The 13,249-nt window shown below is 74.2% G+C and carries 13 protein-coding genes and 1 tRNA gene; 9 read left to right on the top strand and 5 right to left on the bottom strand.

The genetic code is table 11. The features are described from left to right. Positions 1–116 precede the first annotated feature (116 nt). Both ACWC94_RS03460 and ACWC94_RS03455 read right to left on the bottom strand, forming a co-directional pair. The gene (locus ACWC94_RS03460; protein ID WP_450794694.1) at positions 117–1,499 is read right to left on the bottom strand and encodes a sensor histidine kinase; all 1,383 of its coding nucleotides are present in this window, start codon (positions 1,497–1,499) and stop codon (positions 117–119) included. Next, the gene (locus tag ACWC94_RS03455) at positions 1,496–2,215 is read right to left on the bottom strand and encodes a response regulator transcription factor (protein ID WP_450794693.1); all 720 of its coding nucleotides are present in this window, start codon (positions 2,213–2,215) and stop codon (positions 1,496–1,498) included. The genes ACWC94_RS03460 and ACWC94_RS03455 overlap by 4 nt, the downstream gene beginning before the upstream one ends. A gap of 99 nt (positions 2,216–2,314) precedes the next feature. Between ACWC94_RS03455 and ACWC94_RS03450 the strand changes: the two genes are divergently transcribed. After that, on the top strand, positions 2,315–2,806 hold the full coding sequence (locus ACWC94_RS03450) for a hypothetical protein (protein ID WP_450794692.1): 492 nt from the start codon (positions 2,315–2,317) through the stop codon (positions 2,804–2,806). Positions 2,807–2,885: 79 nt separating this feature from the next. Here ACWC94_RS03450 and ACWC94_RS03445 read toward each other — a convergent pair whose 3' ends face one another. Beyond that, entirely contained in the window at positions 2,886–3,773 is an 888-nt protein-coding gene (locus tag ACWC94_RS03445; protein ID WP_450794691.1) for a spermidine synthase, read from the bottom strand. 34 nt (positions 3,774–3,807) lie between these two features. Beyond that, entirely contained in the window at positions 3,808–4,221 is a 414-nt protein-coding gene (locus ACWC94_RS03440; RefSeq protein WP_450794690.1) for a hypothetical protein, read from the bottom strand. Positions 4,222–4,487: 266 nt separating this feature from the next. Here ACWC94_RS03440 and ACWC94_RS03435 point away from each other — a divergent pair, with 266 nt between their 5' ends. Further along, complete coding sequence (locus ACWC94_RS03435) at positions 4,488–5,957, top strand: hypothetical protein (RefSeq protein ID WP_450794689.1); 1,470 nt, start codon at positions 4,488–4,490, stop codon at positions 5,955–5,957. 105 nt (positions 5,958–6,062) lie between these two features. Here ACWC94_RS03435 and ACWC94_RS03430 read toward each other — a convergent pair whose 3' ends face one another. Next, entirely contained in the window at positions 6,063–6,659 is a 597-nt protein-coding gene (locus ACWC94_RS03430; protein ID WP_450794688.1) for a histidine phosphatase family protein, read from the bottom strand. Positions 6,660–6,875: 216 nt separating this feature from the next. Between ACWC94_RS03430 and ACWC94_RS03425 the strand changes: the two genes are divergently transcribed. The 7 genes from ACWC94_RS03425 (at position 6,876) to ACWC94_RS03395 (ending at position 13,233) form a co-directional block, all read left to right on the top strand. Then, positions 6,876–7,829: a phosphatase PAP2 family protein gene (locus ACWC94_RS03425; protein ID WP_450794687.1), complete on the top strand. Its 954-nt coding sequence runs from the start codon at positions 6,876–6,878 to the stop codon at positions 7,827–7,829. Between the two features lies 1 nt (position 7,830). Then, on the top strand, positions 7,831–8,919 hold the full coding sequence (locus tag ACWC94_RS03420; protein WP_450795011.1) for a hypothetical protein: 1,089 nt from the start codon (positions 7,831–7,833) through the stop codon (positions 8,917–8,919). Then, positions 8,910–10,499, top strand: coding sequence for a hypothetical protein (locus tag ACWC94_RS03415; RefSeq protein ID WP_450794686.1), 1,590 nt, complete (start codon positions 8,910–8,912; stop codon positions 10,497–10,499). Before ACWC94_RS03420 ends, ACWC94_RS03415 begins: the two co-directional genes overlap by 10 nt. After that, positions 10,496–11,833: an AAA domain-containing protein gene (locus tag ACWC94_RS03410; RefSeq protein ID WP_450794685.1), complete on the top strand. Its 1,338-nt coding sequence runs from the start codon at positions 10,496–10,498 to the stop codon at positions 11,831–11,833. The genes ACWC94_RS03415 and ACWC94_RS03410 overlap by 4 nt, the downstream gene beginning before the upstream one ends. A gap of 237 nt (positions 11,834–12,070) precedes the next feature. Continuing rightward, positions 12,071–12,439: a hypothetical protein gene (locus tag ACWC94_RS03405; RefSeq protein ID WP_450794684.1), complete on the top strand. Its 369-nt coding sequence runs from the start codon at positions 12,071–12,073 to the stop codon at positions 12,437–12,439. Between the two features lie 160 nt (positions 12,440–12,599). Further along, positions 12,600–13,169 carry a bifunctional DNA primase/polymerase gene (locus ACWC94_RS03400; RefSeq protein ID WP_450794683.1) on the top strand — a complete coding sequence of 190 codons (570 nt, stop codon included), beginning with the start codon at positions 12,600–12,602 and terminating at the stop codon, positions 13,167–13,169. Further along, positions 13,160–13,233 (top strand) — tRNA-Lys (locus ACWC94_RS03395). Before ACWC94_RS03400 ends, ACWC94_RS03395 begins: the two co-directional genes overlap by 10 nt. Positions 13,234–13,249 lie beyond the last annotated feature (16 nt).

Genomic DNA, 13,249 nt, shown 5'->3' with positions numbered 1-13,249 from the left:
CGCTGTTCACGGGGTGAGGTGCGGCAGCACGCTAGCGATCCGGAATCGGACAAACGGCCTGATCGGGACGGCCGTTGCAGACCTTAGGGTTCGCTTAAGGAAGGGATCGGGGACGATTAATGGTCGAGACCAGTCGGGACCGGTTTGCCTGATCGGCGTCTTCTCGTCCGGCCCCGCGCCACCGGCCCCCGGCCGTCCAGCTGGAACCAGATCCGCACCTCGGTGCCGCCCAGCACCGAGGAACCGATCCGGACGTCCCCGCCGGTGGCCTCGGCGAGCCGGCGCACGATGTCGAGGCCGAGTCCGGTCGAGCCGGTGCTCCCGGAACCGCGGCCACGGGCCATCGCGGCGTCCGGGTCGGGTATGCCGGGGCCCGCGTCGGAGATCAGCACGATCACCGCGTCCTCGCCGTTGTGCACGTCGACCGCGAAGGCGGTGCCCTCGGCGGTGTGCCGGAAGACGTTGCCGAGCAGGGCGTCCAGGGCCGCGGCCAGGTCGGCGCGGGCCACGGGGATGCGCACCGGCCGCTCGACGCCGGCCACCCGCCACTTGCGGCCCTCGTCCTCGGCGAGCGCCGACCAGAACTCCATCCGCTCGCGCACCACTTCGGCCGCGTCGCATCCCGCGCCGGGCCCGGCCGCGACCGTCTGCGGCTTGGCCTCCCGGGCCGTACGGATGATGGTGTCGACCTCGCGCTCCAGCTGGGCGACGGCGGCCCGGGTCTGGTCGGCGGCCGGCCCCGCACCCAGGGAGGCCGCGTTGAGCCGCAGGACGGTGAGCGGGGTGCGCAGCCGGTGGGAGAGGTCCGCCGCCAGCTCCCGCTCGTTGGCGAGGAGTTGGACGACCTGGTCGGCCATGGAGTTGAACGCCACGGCGGCCAGCCGGAGTTCGGTCGGGCCGTCCTCCGGCACCCGGGCGCCCAGCCGGCCCTCGCCCAGTTCGTGCGCGCCCTCGACCAGCCGCTGGGCGGGCCGCACCATGCGCACTCCGAGACGGTCGGCGACCGCGACCGAGCCGACGATCAGCGCGAGGCCGACGGCCGCGAGGACCGCCCAGGCCGTGCCGACGCCGTTGGTCACCGCGGACTCGGGGACGTAGACCTCGACGACGGCTATGGCTCCGGAGCCGAGCGCGACCGGCTGGAGCAGCGTGGAGCCGCCGGAGACGGAGGTCGTGGAGGCCCGGCCCAGTTTCCGCACCGCCTGGATGTCCCGGCCGGCGGCGCGCTGCTTGCCGAGGTCGAGCGCGGAGCGGCCGTCGGCTGCGGGCAGGTGCACGGCCATTCCCGAGTCGGCGCCGGCGGAGGCCACGACGCGCTCCAGTTTGTCCCGGTCGGTGGTGATGGACAGCGCGGGCGCCACCGCGGCGGCCTCCCGTTCGGCGTTGGAGAAGGCCCGGTCGCGGGCCATCTCCCTGACGACCAGGCCGAGCGGGACCGCGAAGGCGACGACGACCATCGTGGTGACCGCCAGGCAGACCTTGACCAGGGCCCATCTCATCGCACCGGCTCCCCGTCCGCGGACGGCTCCACGGGGGGTTCGAGCTTCACGCCGACACCCCGGAGCGTGTGCAGGTAGCGGGGCCGGGCGGCCGTCTCCCCCAGCTTCCGGCGCAACCAGGACAGATGCACGTCGATGGTCTGGTCGTCGCCGTAGGACTGCTGCCAGACCTCGGCGAGGAGTTCCTTGCGCGGGACGACGACCCCCGGCCGCCCGGCGAGGAAGGCGAGCAGGTCGAACTCGCGGCGGGTCAGGTCGAGGCGGATCCCGTCCAGTTCGGCCTGGCGGCGCAGCGGGTCGACGGTCAGGCCGCCGACGCGCAGCACGGACGAGGGCGGGGCCTCCCCGCCGCCGGAGCGGGCCCGGCGCAGCACGGCCGCCATCCGGGCGGAGAGGTGCTCGACGGAGAACGGCTTGGTCAGGTAGTCGTCCGCACCGGCGTTGAGCAGCCGGACGATCTCCGTCTCGTCGTCCCGTGCGGTGGCGATGATGACGGGCACGTCGGTGATGCCGCGAAGCATCTTCAGCGCCTCGGAGCCGTCCAGGTCCGGCAGTCCGAGGTCGAGGATGACCACGTCGAAGCGGAAATGGGCGACCTCGCGCAGCGCCTCCAGTGCCGTACCGACGCTGCGCACGGTGTGTGCGGCGTCGGTCAGATGCCGGATGAGCGCCGAGCGTACGAACTGGTCGTCCTCGACCACGAGCACACTTGCCATGCGCCGCACCGTACGCCATGGGGACCACACCGGGCGGGCGCCTGTGGACAACTCGGAGCATGTGCGCACCGCGGTGACCGTGAGGCAGTATGGCCCGCGATGCGCAGAGGACTCGTACACGTACTGGCGTGGCTGCTCGCGACGGGAGCGGCGGTCACGCTGTCGTGGTGGGGCGTGCACACGGTGATGGCGGGCACGGCGTACGACCCGCCGCGCGCCCTGCCCGTCACAAACACCGATGCCACCGCGCGGGGCACGAAGGCGCTGCCCCCGCCGACGCGCCGGCCGTCCCCGTCGAAGCGACCTCCGGCCACGCCCTCGGCGTCCCCCCGCACGCCGAGCCACTCCACCGCGTCGGCGTCCGCGTCCGGCCGGGTCAAGTCCTACGACACCGACGGCGGCCGGGCGGTGTTCGAGTTGGGCGCGTCCAGCGCCACCCTCGTGTCGGCGACGCCGGGGACCGGCTGGTCGATGCAGGTGTGGAAGACACAGACGTGGATCCGCGTGGAGTTCAGCAGGGGCACCGACCGGGTGTCGGTGTTCTGCACCTGGCACGACGGGCCGCCGCGGGTGGAGGTGGGGACCTACTGAGGGTCCTGGTCGCAGCCCCGGGCGGAGAAGGACGACTGGACGGGGGCAGTGGAGTCCCCTGACCGCCCGGTGCGGCGCGTCAGCGGAACACCGAGGGTGGTGGGGCCGGGGAGGCCGCCGCCGTGGCGTCCGTCACCGGGAGTGCGCCGCCGGTGAAGTCCCTCAGCGGCCTGCCGTGTTCGACCCGGCCCGGGTGCGGGTCGGAGGCGGCCCGGCGGGTGAGGTCGGCGAGCGGGAGCGGGGCGTCGGAGGCGACCAGGACGGCGTTGCCGAAGCGTTTGCCGCGCAGGACGGCCGGGTCGGCGATCAGGGCGAGTTCGGCGAACCGGGCGGCGGCGGTGGCGATCTGGCCGCGCAGATGGGCGAGCGGCGGGCCGTCGGCCAGGTTGGCGGCGTAGACCCCGGACGGCTTCAGGGTCCGGCGGACCTCGTCCAGGAACTCGGTGGAGGTGAGGTGGGCGGGGGTGCGGGCGCCGCTGAAGACGTCCGCGATGACCAGGTCCGCCCACCCGTCCGGGACCTTCGCCAGCCCCGCGCGGGCGTCCGCCGAGCGCACCCGGACCCGCGCGTTCGGGTCCAACGGCAACGCGCGGCGGACCAGTTGGACCAGGGCCGCGTCGCGCTCGACGACCTGCTGGGTGGACCGGGGGCGGGTCGCGGCGGCGTACCGGGCGAGGGTGAACGCGCCGCCGCCGAGGTGCACGGCGTGCACGGGCTTGCCGGGCGGGGCGAGAAGGTCGATGACATGGCCGAGCCGGCGCTGGTACTCGAAGGAGAGATACGCGGGGTCGTCCAGGTCGACGTGCGACTGGGGCGCGCCGTCGATCAGCAGGGTCCAGGCCCGGCTGCGGTCCGGGTCGGGTACGAGCTGTGCGAGCCCGCCGTCGACCGCCTCCACGACGGCTTCGACGGCGGCCGGCCCGCGCCGCGTGTCCCGTGTCCGCCGTGTGCTCCTGGACCTGCCCATCGGACCATTTTCGCAGCCCGTCCGGGCGGCCGCCTCACCGGCGGCTGTCGGCCGCCTCGATCATCCGGGCCGCCTCCCCGAGGGCCCGGCGCAGCACCACCGGGTCGGTGGCGAGGTCGGCCTCACCCGGCGGCAGCAGCCAGTCGGAGCCCTCGACCGGTGGCTCGGGGTCGAGCCTGAGTCCGCGCCCGTCCGTCTCCGTGCAGGTGCTGCCCGGCACGTCCCAGCAGGCCGCCGTGCCGGCCGGAACCAGGAAGCCGAGGGTGGCGCAGCTGCCGTCGTGCAGCACGGGCCCCATCGCGTCGCCGGCGCCGCGCCGCAGGATGTCGACCGCCTCGAGGCCCTGCCGGGCCGGTACCGTCACCAGGTCGCAGGCCGACGCCGCCGCCTCGGTCTGCACGGCCGACGACGGCGAGGTACAAGGTTCGTTGCTCTGGCTGGTCTCCATGCCGGCCTCCACCACACAGCCCTGTTGCGGTCCACGGGGTCCAACGCGTGAACGCGTCAACGGCTACGGCACAAGTGCGCCGCAAAGGATGGCAGTTCATGGCAGATCGTGGATGAGATATCCGGTTTGTAGCCAAACACAGCGTGGCGGGGCCTTCACAGCAGGTACGTTCATGCCCGCCGGAACCAGGGCGTCACTCGGACAACTCGTCCCGAATCCGTCCCGGATCCGGCATGGTTCGACGGTTCGCACGAGAGGACCCGGCCATGGCGTCGTCAACCGAGACCGCGTCACAGCCCGAACGGCCACCCCGGCCGAACCTCGCCTTCCGGCACCTGCGCGGCAGTCGTTCACCGGCCGAGTTCGCGGCACTGGTACGCCGTGCCGCGCGCGAGATCGGTGAGCGGGTCAGTTGTGACGCGCGTTACGTCGGCAGGGTCGAGGCGGGCGAGATCCGCTGCCCGAACTACGCGTACGAACGGGTGTTCCTGCATATGTTCCCCGGTCGCACGCTCACCGACCTCGGCTTCGCGCCCCGCTCGTCCGTCCGCGGGCGCGCGGCGCGGCCGACGGCGGACACGTCCGAAGCGCTGATCACCGGTGCGGGCCAGGGGGCCGGTGAGACTCCGGCGGCGTTCGAACCGTATGACACGCAGGACCCGTACGGCCCGCACGAGCCGTACGCGAAAGACCATCTGAACCACGAGGAGAGCGACGTGCTGCGTCGCGCATTCATGACCGGCGGGGGCGCCACGGTGGCCGCCGCCACGCTGGGCCCGCTGGGGCTCACCACGGACGCCGCGGCCGCGGTCCGGACCGCGCGCCGGCCCGGAACTCCCGAGGCGGCCGCCCTGGAGGAGGCGGTCCGCCGGATCCGGCTGCTCGACGACCGGCACGGCGCGGACGGCCTGTACCGGCGCGCGGCGGCTCCGTTGCGCGCGGCCTACGCGCTGCTGGACGCCGGCGCGACCCGGCAGACCACCGCCGACCGGCTCCACTCGGGCGCCGGTGAACTCGCCATCTCCGTGGGCTGGCTGGCGCACGACTCCGGCCGCTTCGACGACGCCCGCTCGCACTACGCGGAGGCGCTGGCCACGGCCCGGATGACCGGGGACCCGGCACTGGAGGCACACGCCTTCTGCAACACCGCGTTCCTGGCGCGGGACGCCGGCCGCCCCCGGGAGGCGGTCCGTGCCGCGCAGGCCGCCCAGCGCGCCGCCGCTCCGCTGGGCTCGGCGCGTCTGATGTCCCTGCTCGCGCTGCGCGAAGCCGGCGGCTGGGCGGGGCTCGCCGACCGCACGGGCTGTGAACAGGCACTCGTCCGGGCCCAGACGCTCTTCGCCCGGGGCCGCTCGGACGCCGACCCCGAGTGGATGAGCTTCTACGGCGAGGCCGAACTGGAGGGGCTCGAAGCGCAGTGCTGGTCCACGCTGGGTGACTGGCGGCGCGCGTCCCGGCACGCGCGCCGGGCGGCGCATCTGCAGGATCCGCACTTCACGCGGAACATCGCCCTGTACATGGCCGAGCTGGCCGACGACCTGGCCCGCGAGGGCCGTCCCGACGAGGCGGCCGCGGCCGGGCTGCGGGTGCTGGCCCTGCTGGACCAGGTCCAGTCCTCCCGCATCCAGGCGATGCTGGCGGGGACGGCTCGGGTGCTGTTGCCTCACCGGCGGGCGTCGGGGGTGTCGGAGTTCCTGGACCGGCACGCTTCCGTGCCGAGGACGGGGAGGGCGTAAGCGGTCCGGGGAGGGCCTGCCGGTGGTCGCCGGGCCAGGTGCGTGGGGGTTGCCCGCGCAGTTCCCCGCGCCGTTCCGGGACGCTGCCCAGCCCCCGCATTCCGATTACCCCGCCAAGTGCCCCAAGTCGTTCCAGCTCTCGATCGCCGGCTCCCCGTAGGCCCAGCCCAGGACGGACAGCGAGGTCGGGTTCAGCCGTATCCGTGCCGCGAAGTCCAGCGGCAGGCCCAGCCACCGCGCGCCTATGGAGCGGAGGATGTGCCCGTGGGCGAAGACCAGGACGTCGCGGTCGGACGAGCGGGCCCAGGAGACCACCTCGTCCGCACGTGCGGTCACCTCGGCGAGGCTCTCGCCCTGCGGCACACCGTCCCGCCAGATCAGCCACCCCGGCCGCACGGCCTGGATCTCGGCCGGCGTCATCCCCTCGTAGGCGCCGTAGTCCCACTCCAGGAGCGTGTCCCACGCGGTGGCCCGGTCCCCGAAGCCGGCCAGTTCGCACGTCTCACGCGCGCGTACCAGCGGACTGGTGCGCACCTCCACGCCCGGCAGCCCGTCCAGCGGAGGGCGGTGCAGTCGCTCGCCGAGCAGCTTGGCTCCCCGCCGGCCCTCCTCCAGCAGCGGCACGTCGGTCCTGCCGGTGTGCTTGCCGGACAGCGACCATTCCGTCTGCCCGTGCCGGGCCAGCAGGATGCGCGGTGCCATGGGAGGCCTTTCCGGGAGGTGGACGCCACAGGGACGCCGCGAGAACGACAAGGGAGGACCTCTCCATCATCGCTCACACCCGCTCGGGGCAACCCGGAGGGCGATCTCGACGTCTTTGTGGGCCGGAGCGCCCTCAACGGCGAGATACGGACACCGTAAGGTGGCACGGTCGCCCTCCGAGGGCGCGCCGCACTGCAGAAGGGGGAGGGCGATCGGATGCCGCAGACCGAGACACCGGGCACCGAGGTGACCCCGCGAACCCGGCTGCGCTGGTGGACCGAGCTGCCACTGATCCTCCTGGTCTACGGCTGCTACTCGGCCGGCCGCCTCCTCGCCCGCGGTGACGTCTCCTCCGCCGTCGACCACGGCCTGGCGATCCTGCGCTTCGAGAAGGCCCTGCACCTCAACGCGGAGCACCCCCTCAACCGCGTGTTCACGCGCGAGCCCTGGCTCGGTGTGCCGGCGGACTTCTGGTACGCCTCGCTGCACTACCTGGTCACGCCCGCACTCCTGATCTGGCTGTTCCGGGCCCACGCCGAGCACTACCGGCGGGCCCGCACCTGGCTGATGGCGTCCACGTTCATCGGCCTGATCGGCTTCACGCTGCTGCCCACCTGCCCGCCCCGGCTGCTCTCCGCCGGCCACGGCTTCGTGGACACCATGGCGCACTACAGCTCGTACGGCTGGTGGGGCGGCGAGGCGAGCGCGCCGCGCGGCATGGGCGGGATGACCAACCAGTACGCCGCGATGCCGAGCCTGCACGTCGGCTGGGCGCTGTGGTGCGGGGTGATGCTGTGGCGCCACGGCCGGACCCGCCTCTCGAAGGTCCTCGCCGTCGGCTACCCGCTGGGGACCGCGCTGGTGGTCATGGGCACCGCCAACCACTACTTCCTCGACGCGGTCGCGGGTGTCGCCGTGATGGGCGCCGGCCTCCTGCTGGCGTCGCCCGTGATGCGGGCCCTGGACCTGCTCCGGGCCCGCCTGCCCCGGCTGTTCCCGCGCCGCACCCCGGTCACGGACGGCACCGGGTCCCCGATTGTCAGTGCCGGATGCCAGACTTCCGCGGGTGAGCGAATTCCACGGCAGCGCCAGTCGCAGCTCGACGCCGGGGCCGAACCGGACACCTCCCGCAGCGACGCGGGAGAACAGGCTCCGACACCGGCTCGCTGAGCTGCGCGGTCCCGACGTACCGGCCAAGGCCCTGGACGCGCGCGCCCTGGCGGCGCTCGCCGCGAACCCCGGGTGCGCCCGGCGCGCGATCCTGGACGGCGCCGGGGTGGACAAGGCGCGGCTGGCGGGTGCGCTGGGCGCGCCGTCCGCGTTCGGTCAGTCGCAGTTCGCGCTGACGCGCGGGAACGCGTTCGAGGCGAAGGTGAAGGCCGACGGCGGCGCCGAGTTGCTCCGGCTGGCGCACGCCCGCCTCGACCCGGACGCCGCGGCGCCGCAAGGGGCCGCCGTACCCGATCTGACCGCGCACGGCCCCGAGGGGCGTACGGCGCGCACGGCGCTGGCGCTGCGCGAGGCCACGCGCGCGGGCGGCTGGACCCTGCTGGACCATCCGATGCTGGCGCTGGACGTGGCCGGTTCGCTCGCCTTCCTGGAGCCGGACGCGGTGGTGGTGCACCCGGACGGCAGCTGGTCGGTGGTGGAGATCAAGTCCTTCCCCCTGCTGGACGGCTCGGCGGACCCGGCGAAGGTCGGCGCGGCGGCCCGGCAGGCGGCGGTGTACGTCCTGGCGCTGGAGGAGGTCGCGGCGCGTCTCGACGCCCCTGCGCGCGTGCACCACCGGATCCTGCTGGTGTGTCCGAAGGACTTCTCGAACCTGCCCGCCGGCTCCGCCGTGGACGTCCGCAAGCAGCGCGCGGTCACCGCCCGTCAGCTGGCCCGGCTCACCCGGATCGAGGAGATCGCCAGGGCTCTGCCCGAGGGCCTGTGCTTCGCGCCCGACCGGGGCGCCGAGGAGCTGACGGCGGCCGTGGAGGCGGTCCCGGCGGCGTACGCGCCCGAGTGCCTGTCCGCGTGCGAGCTGGCCTTCCACTGCCGGGAACGCTCCCGCGCGGAGGGCACCGTCACCCGTCTCGGCCGTCCCCTGCGCGCCGAACTGGGCGGTCTGACCACGGTCGGGGACGTCCTCGCGGCGGCCCGCGGCGAGACCGGCGACCCGGACGACCCCGCGGTCGCGGCGCTGCGCCGGGCGGCCGTCCTGCGCGCGGAGGCACTGGCGGACGCGGCTCACCGGGAGGCCGCCCCGTGTCCCTGATCACCACCCTGGCCCGGCTCGAGGCGGTCGCCACCGGCCGGGCCCAGCCCGCCGCGACCGTCCGGCACCGGCATCTGTCCACGCGCCCCCTGGTGTTCGTACCGCTCACCACCGCCGGTGAGGCCGGCGCCCCGCTCGGCGCGCTCGTCGGCACCGACCGGGACGCGCCGCGTCTGCTGGTCGTACCGCAGCCCCGCGACCGCGACCTGCGCTTCACGTTCCTCGCCGACCTGGCCGACGTCGTCCTGCCGTACATCGACTCCTGTGCCGAGGCCGTGGAGGCCGCCGAGCGCACGGAGACCGACCCGGAGACCGGCAAACGGGTCAAGGTCGAGGTGGAACTGTGCGCGGACGCGCCCCAGCTGATCGTGCCGAGCCGCGCGGGCCTGGACTTCGTACGGCTGCTGGGCCGCTCGATGCGGTTCCGCCGTACCGCCGAGCAGGACCCGGAGGCGCCCTACCCGGCGCCGCCCCGGGTGCCGCTGCTGGGCCGCTGGCTGACCCACTACGGCGAGCGGTCCCGGGTCCCGGGGTCCTCGCTCCTGCTGGCCCTGACCGATCTCCTGTCCCGGCACTGGGCGACTGGCCAGTCCGGTCTGGAGGACCAGCACCTCGGGGCGCTGCTCGCCTGGATCGACCCTCCCGAGGGCACCTCCGGCACCGAGGCCGCGCACCGGGCCGAGCTGGCGCGGGACGCGACCGGCCAGCTGCTGTGCCCGCCGGCCGGTCCCGCCACCGACCCGGCGTTCGACAACAAGCTGCTGGCCCCGGCGATCGAGCGCTACGACCGCGCGCGCGGGGCACTCGCCGCCGCCGAGGACGCCCCGGCCGCCGACGACCGGCTGGCCGCGCTCACGGCGGCCGAGCGGGAGATCCGCGACCTGGTGGAAAGCCGCACCCGGCCCACCTGGGACGCGGTGTGGCGGGGCCTGGACCTGCTGCGGGCGCTGCCGGAGGGGGCACACGTCGAGGAGCGCTGGACCCGGGACCGCTGGTCGTTCACCGGCCACCGCGACCGGGTGCTGGCGGGCGAGCCCCCGCAGCCGCGCCGGGACGACGCGGTGACGGCGGCGAACAAGCTGGCCACGCGCGAGCGCGAGCAGGGCCGGCTGGAGGCGCAGGAGGCGCTGGACGATCCGCTGGTGATGGCGGGGCGGCGGCTGGCCGGGGAGGCGTTCACGGGCGAGGTGACCGATGTCGTGATGGCGTACAGCGAGGGCAGGCGGCCCAGCCCGCGCCCGCTGGTGACGGTCCGCACGGACGACCGGCCGCATCTCGCCGAGCGCGCGAAGGTGTACCGCTCGCTGGGCGGCAAGCCGCAGTCGGCGGAGTTCGTCGGACACGACTCGGAGGACGCCGTCGTGCTGCGGATCGTGGACAAGATGGGGCGCGGCAAGGAGCCCGAGCCCGGGTCGGTGCCGGAGAAGGGCGACCGGGTGTGCTTCACCCTCTTCGAGCACGAGCAGCGCGGTGGCGCGAAGCTGCCCGACCCGGAGGAGACCCCGTGGACACACGGCGGCCCGCCGGGTGAGGCCGTACCGGAGGCACCCGACACCGTGACCGCGGAGGACGTGCTGTGACGACCGTCGACTTCGATCCCGGGGCCGCCGCCGCCCGCGCCACCGACGCGATCCTCCACGACACCCTGCACGGCGGCGAGCGCGGTGTGGTCGTGGACTCCCCGCCCGGCGCGGGCAAGTCGACGCTGGTGGTCCGCGCGGCCCTGGAACTGGCCGGGGCGGGCCGCCCGTTGATGGTGGTGGCACAGACGAACGCCCAGGTGGACGATCTCGTGCTCCGGCTCGCCGAGAAGAACCCGGATCTGCCGGTCGGCCGGCTGCACAGCAGCGACACCGACGCCTACGACAAGGCGCTGGACGATCTGCCGCAGGTGCGCACGTCAGCGAAGGCGGCCGACCTGAACGGCCTGCCGGTCGTGCTGTCCACGGCGGCGAAGTGGGCGCATGTGAAGGTCGACGAGCCGTGGCGGCACGCGATCGTGGACGAGGCGTACCAGATGCGTTCCGACTCCCTGCTGGCCGTGGCGGGGCTCTTCGAGCGGGCGCTGTTCGTCGGCGACCCCGGCCAGCTGGACCCGTTCGCGGTCGTCGGCAGCGAGCAGTGGGCGGGCCTGTCGTACGACCCCTCGGCGTCCGCCGTGACCACCCTCCTGGCCCACAACCCCGGCCTGCCCCAGCACCGCCTGCCCGTCTCCTGGCGCCTGCCGGCCTCCGCGGCGCCCCTGGTCTCGGACGCCTTCTACCCCTACACGCCGTTCCGCAGCGGCACCGGTCACGGCGACCGCCGCCTCGCCTTCGCCGTCGCCTCCGACGGCTCCGGCCCGGACCAGGTGATCGACGAGGCGGCGGAATCCGGCTGGGGCCTGCTGGAACTGCCCGCGCGGCACACCCCGCGCACGGACCCGGAGGCGGTGCGGGCGGTGGCGACGGTCGTACGCCGTCTGCTGGACAGGGGCGGCGCGGCGGCCTCGGAACGGTCCTCGGCCCCCACCCCCCTCACGGCCGACCGCATCGCCGTCGGCACCGCTCACCGCGACCAGGCGGCGGCGGTCCGCGCGGCCCTGGCCGAGCTGGGCGTGGCGGGGGTCACGGTCGACACCGCGAACCGTCTCCAGGGCCGGGAGTACGACATCACGGTCGTCCTGCACCCGCTGTCCGGCCGCCCCGACGCCACGGCCTTCCACCTGGAGACCGGCCGCCTGTGCGTCCTGGCCTCCCGGCACCGCCACGCCTGCATCGTGGTCTGCCGCGCGGGCGTGAGCGACCTCCTGGACTCCTACCCGTCCACGGAACCGGTCCAGCTGGGCACACTGGTGAAGTTTCCGGACGGTTGGGAGGCGATGATGTCCACATGGGACCACTGGTCCGAACACCGGGTGATCTGGCGACCCTGACCACTCCCCCGGCACCTGCCAAGGCACAGGATCAGCGCCACCCCGCACCAACCGCCGCAGGCGGCCACGGGAAACAGCCCGGACGGCTGGGAGGCGAACCACGCGGTCCTGTCGGCCCGTCTGACGGAACACCGTGTGAACCGGCGGCCATGAGGGGGCCTTGCGCCCGCGCGGGACAATGGACGGTGGCCCACCTGAAGGCGGTGCCCAGCGAACCGTACGAGGAGGAGACAAGACATGGCGGAGCCCACGCCGCGTCGTAACGAACCGCGGCTACGCCCCGCGCCTCTGATCTTCGAGCCCGCGGAGGCGGCCTCCGATCCCGAGCACTTCTTCGACCTGGAGTCGATCGAGGATCCGCGGGCGCTGCTGGCCCGGGCCACGGAGCTGACCCAGGCGTTCCGCGCGGCCGCCGACCGGGCCGTGGAGTTCCAGGCCGTCGCGGCGGCCCAGCTCGCCGACCCGCGCCGGTTCGACCGGCTGACCCCGGCGGACATCGCCGAGCGCGCGGAGTGGACCGAGGACTACGCGAAGAGGATGGTCGAGTTCGGGCGGGACCTCCTGCGCGGCAACACCGAGGGCCGGACGACCGCCGACCCCGTGTGACCCCGACCCCGTGTGACCCCCAGGCCGCGTCAACACGGAGCCCGCGATTAACCCGTCTGGCATATGCCAGGGGGGCAAGATACTCCTCCCCCACCGCCCCTGTCCCGAGTTTCGGCAACTCAGAAGAACGGCCCGCTCACCCCGGGTACACCTGGGTGGCATGAGCAGCGCACCGCACGTCACCCGGGTCACCTCCGACGGAGTCGACTGGCTCGCTTCGGCGGCAACGTATCCACGCAGCACGCTCGCTCTCTGGGAGGAGCGCCCGGACGCCCCTGTCGTCCTGCCCTGCGGCACCGTCTTCGACGTGGTGAGCGCGCCGGCGATCTTCGGCCGCCGGATGCTGGACCGGCTCTGGGACGACGGCCCGGGCTCGGGGCCGGTCGCGGTGTTCCGGGGCCGCGTGCTGCTGTTCGCCGCGCCGGGCACGGCCCAGCGGCTGCCCTCGCTGCTGGCGTGGGAGGAATGGGGCTCGAACCGCACGGAGGCGGTGCCGCCGCTGCTGTGCCACGGCACCGGCGACGCGGTGACCGTCCCGGCCCCCACCGGGGACGACGGCGCCGGTACCGCCCGCTGGCTGGTCGCCCCGGACACGCGCCACCCCTGGCTGCCGGGCCCCGAGGTGGTGCTCTGGGCGGCCGTACGGGCGGCCCGCGCGGCCGTACGGATTTCGATTTTTCCTCCCGCCGACCAGGATGCTAAGGTCTACGACGTCAGCAGGCGCCGCTAGCTCAGTTGGTTAGAGCAGCTGACTCTTAATCAGCGGGTCCGGGGTTCGAGTCCCTGGCGGCGCACGCGAAGGAAACGGCG

The organism is Streptomyces sp. NPDC001135, from assembly GCF_053598395.1.
This window is presented reverse-complemented; position numbering and strand designations above follow the sequence as displayed.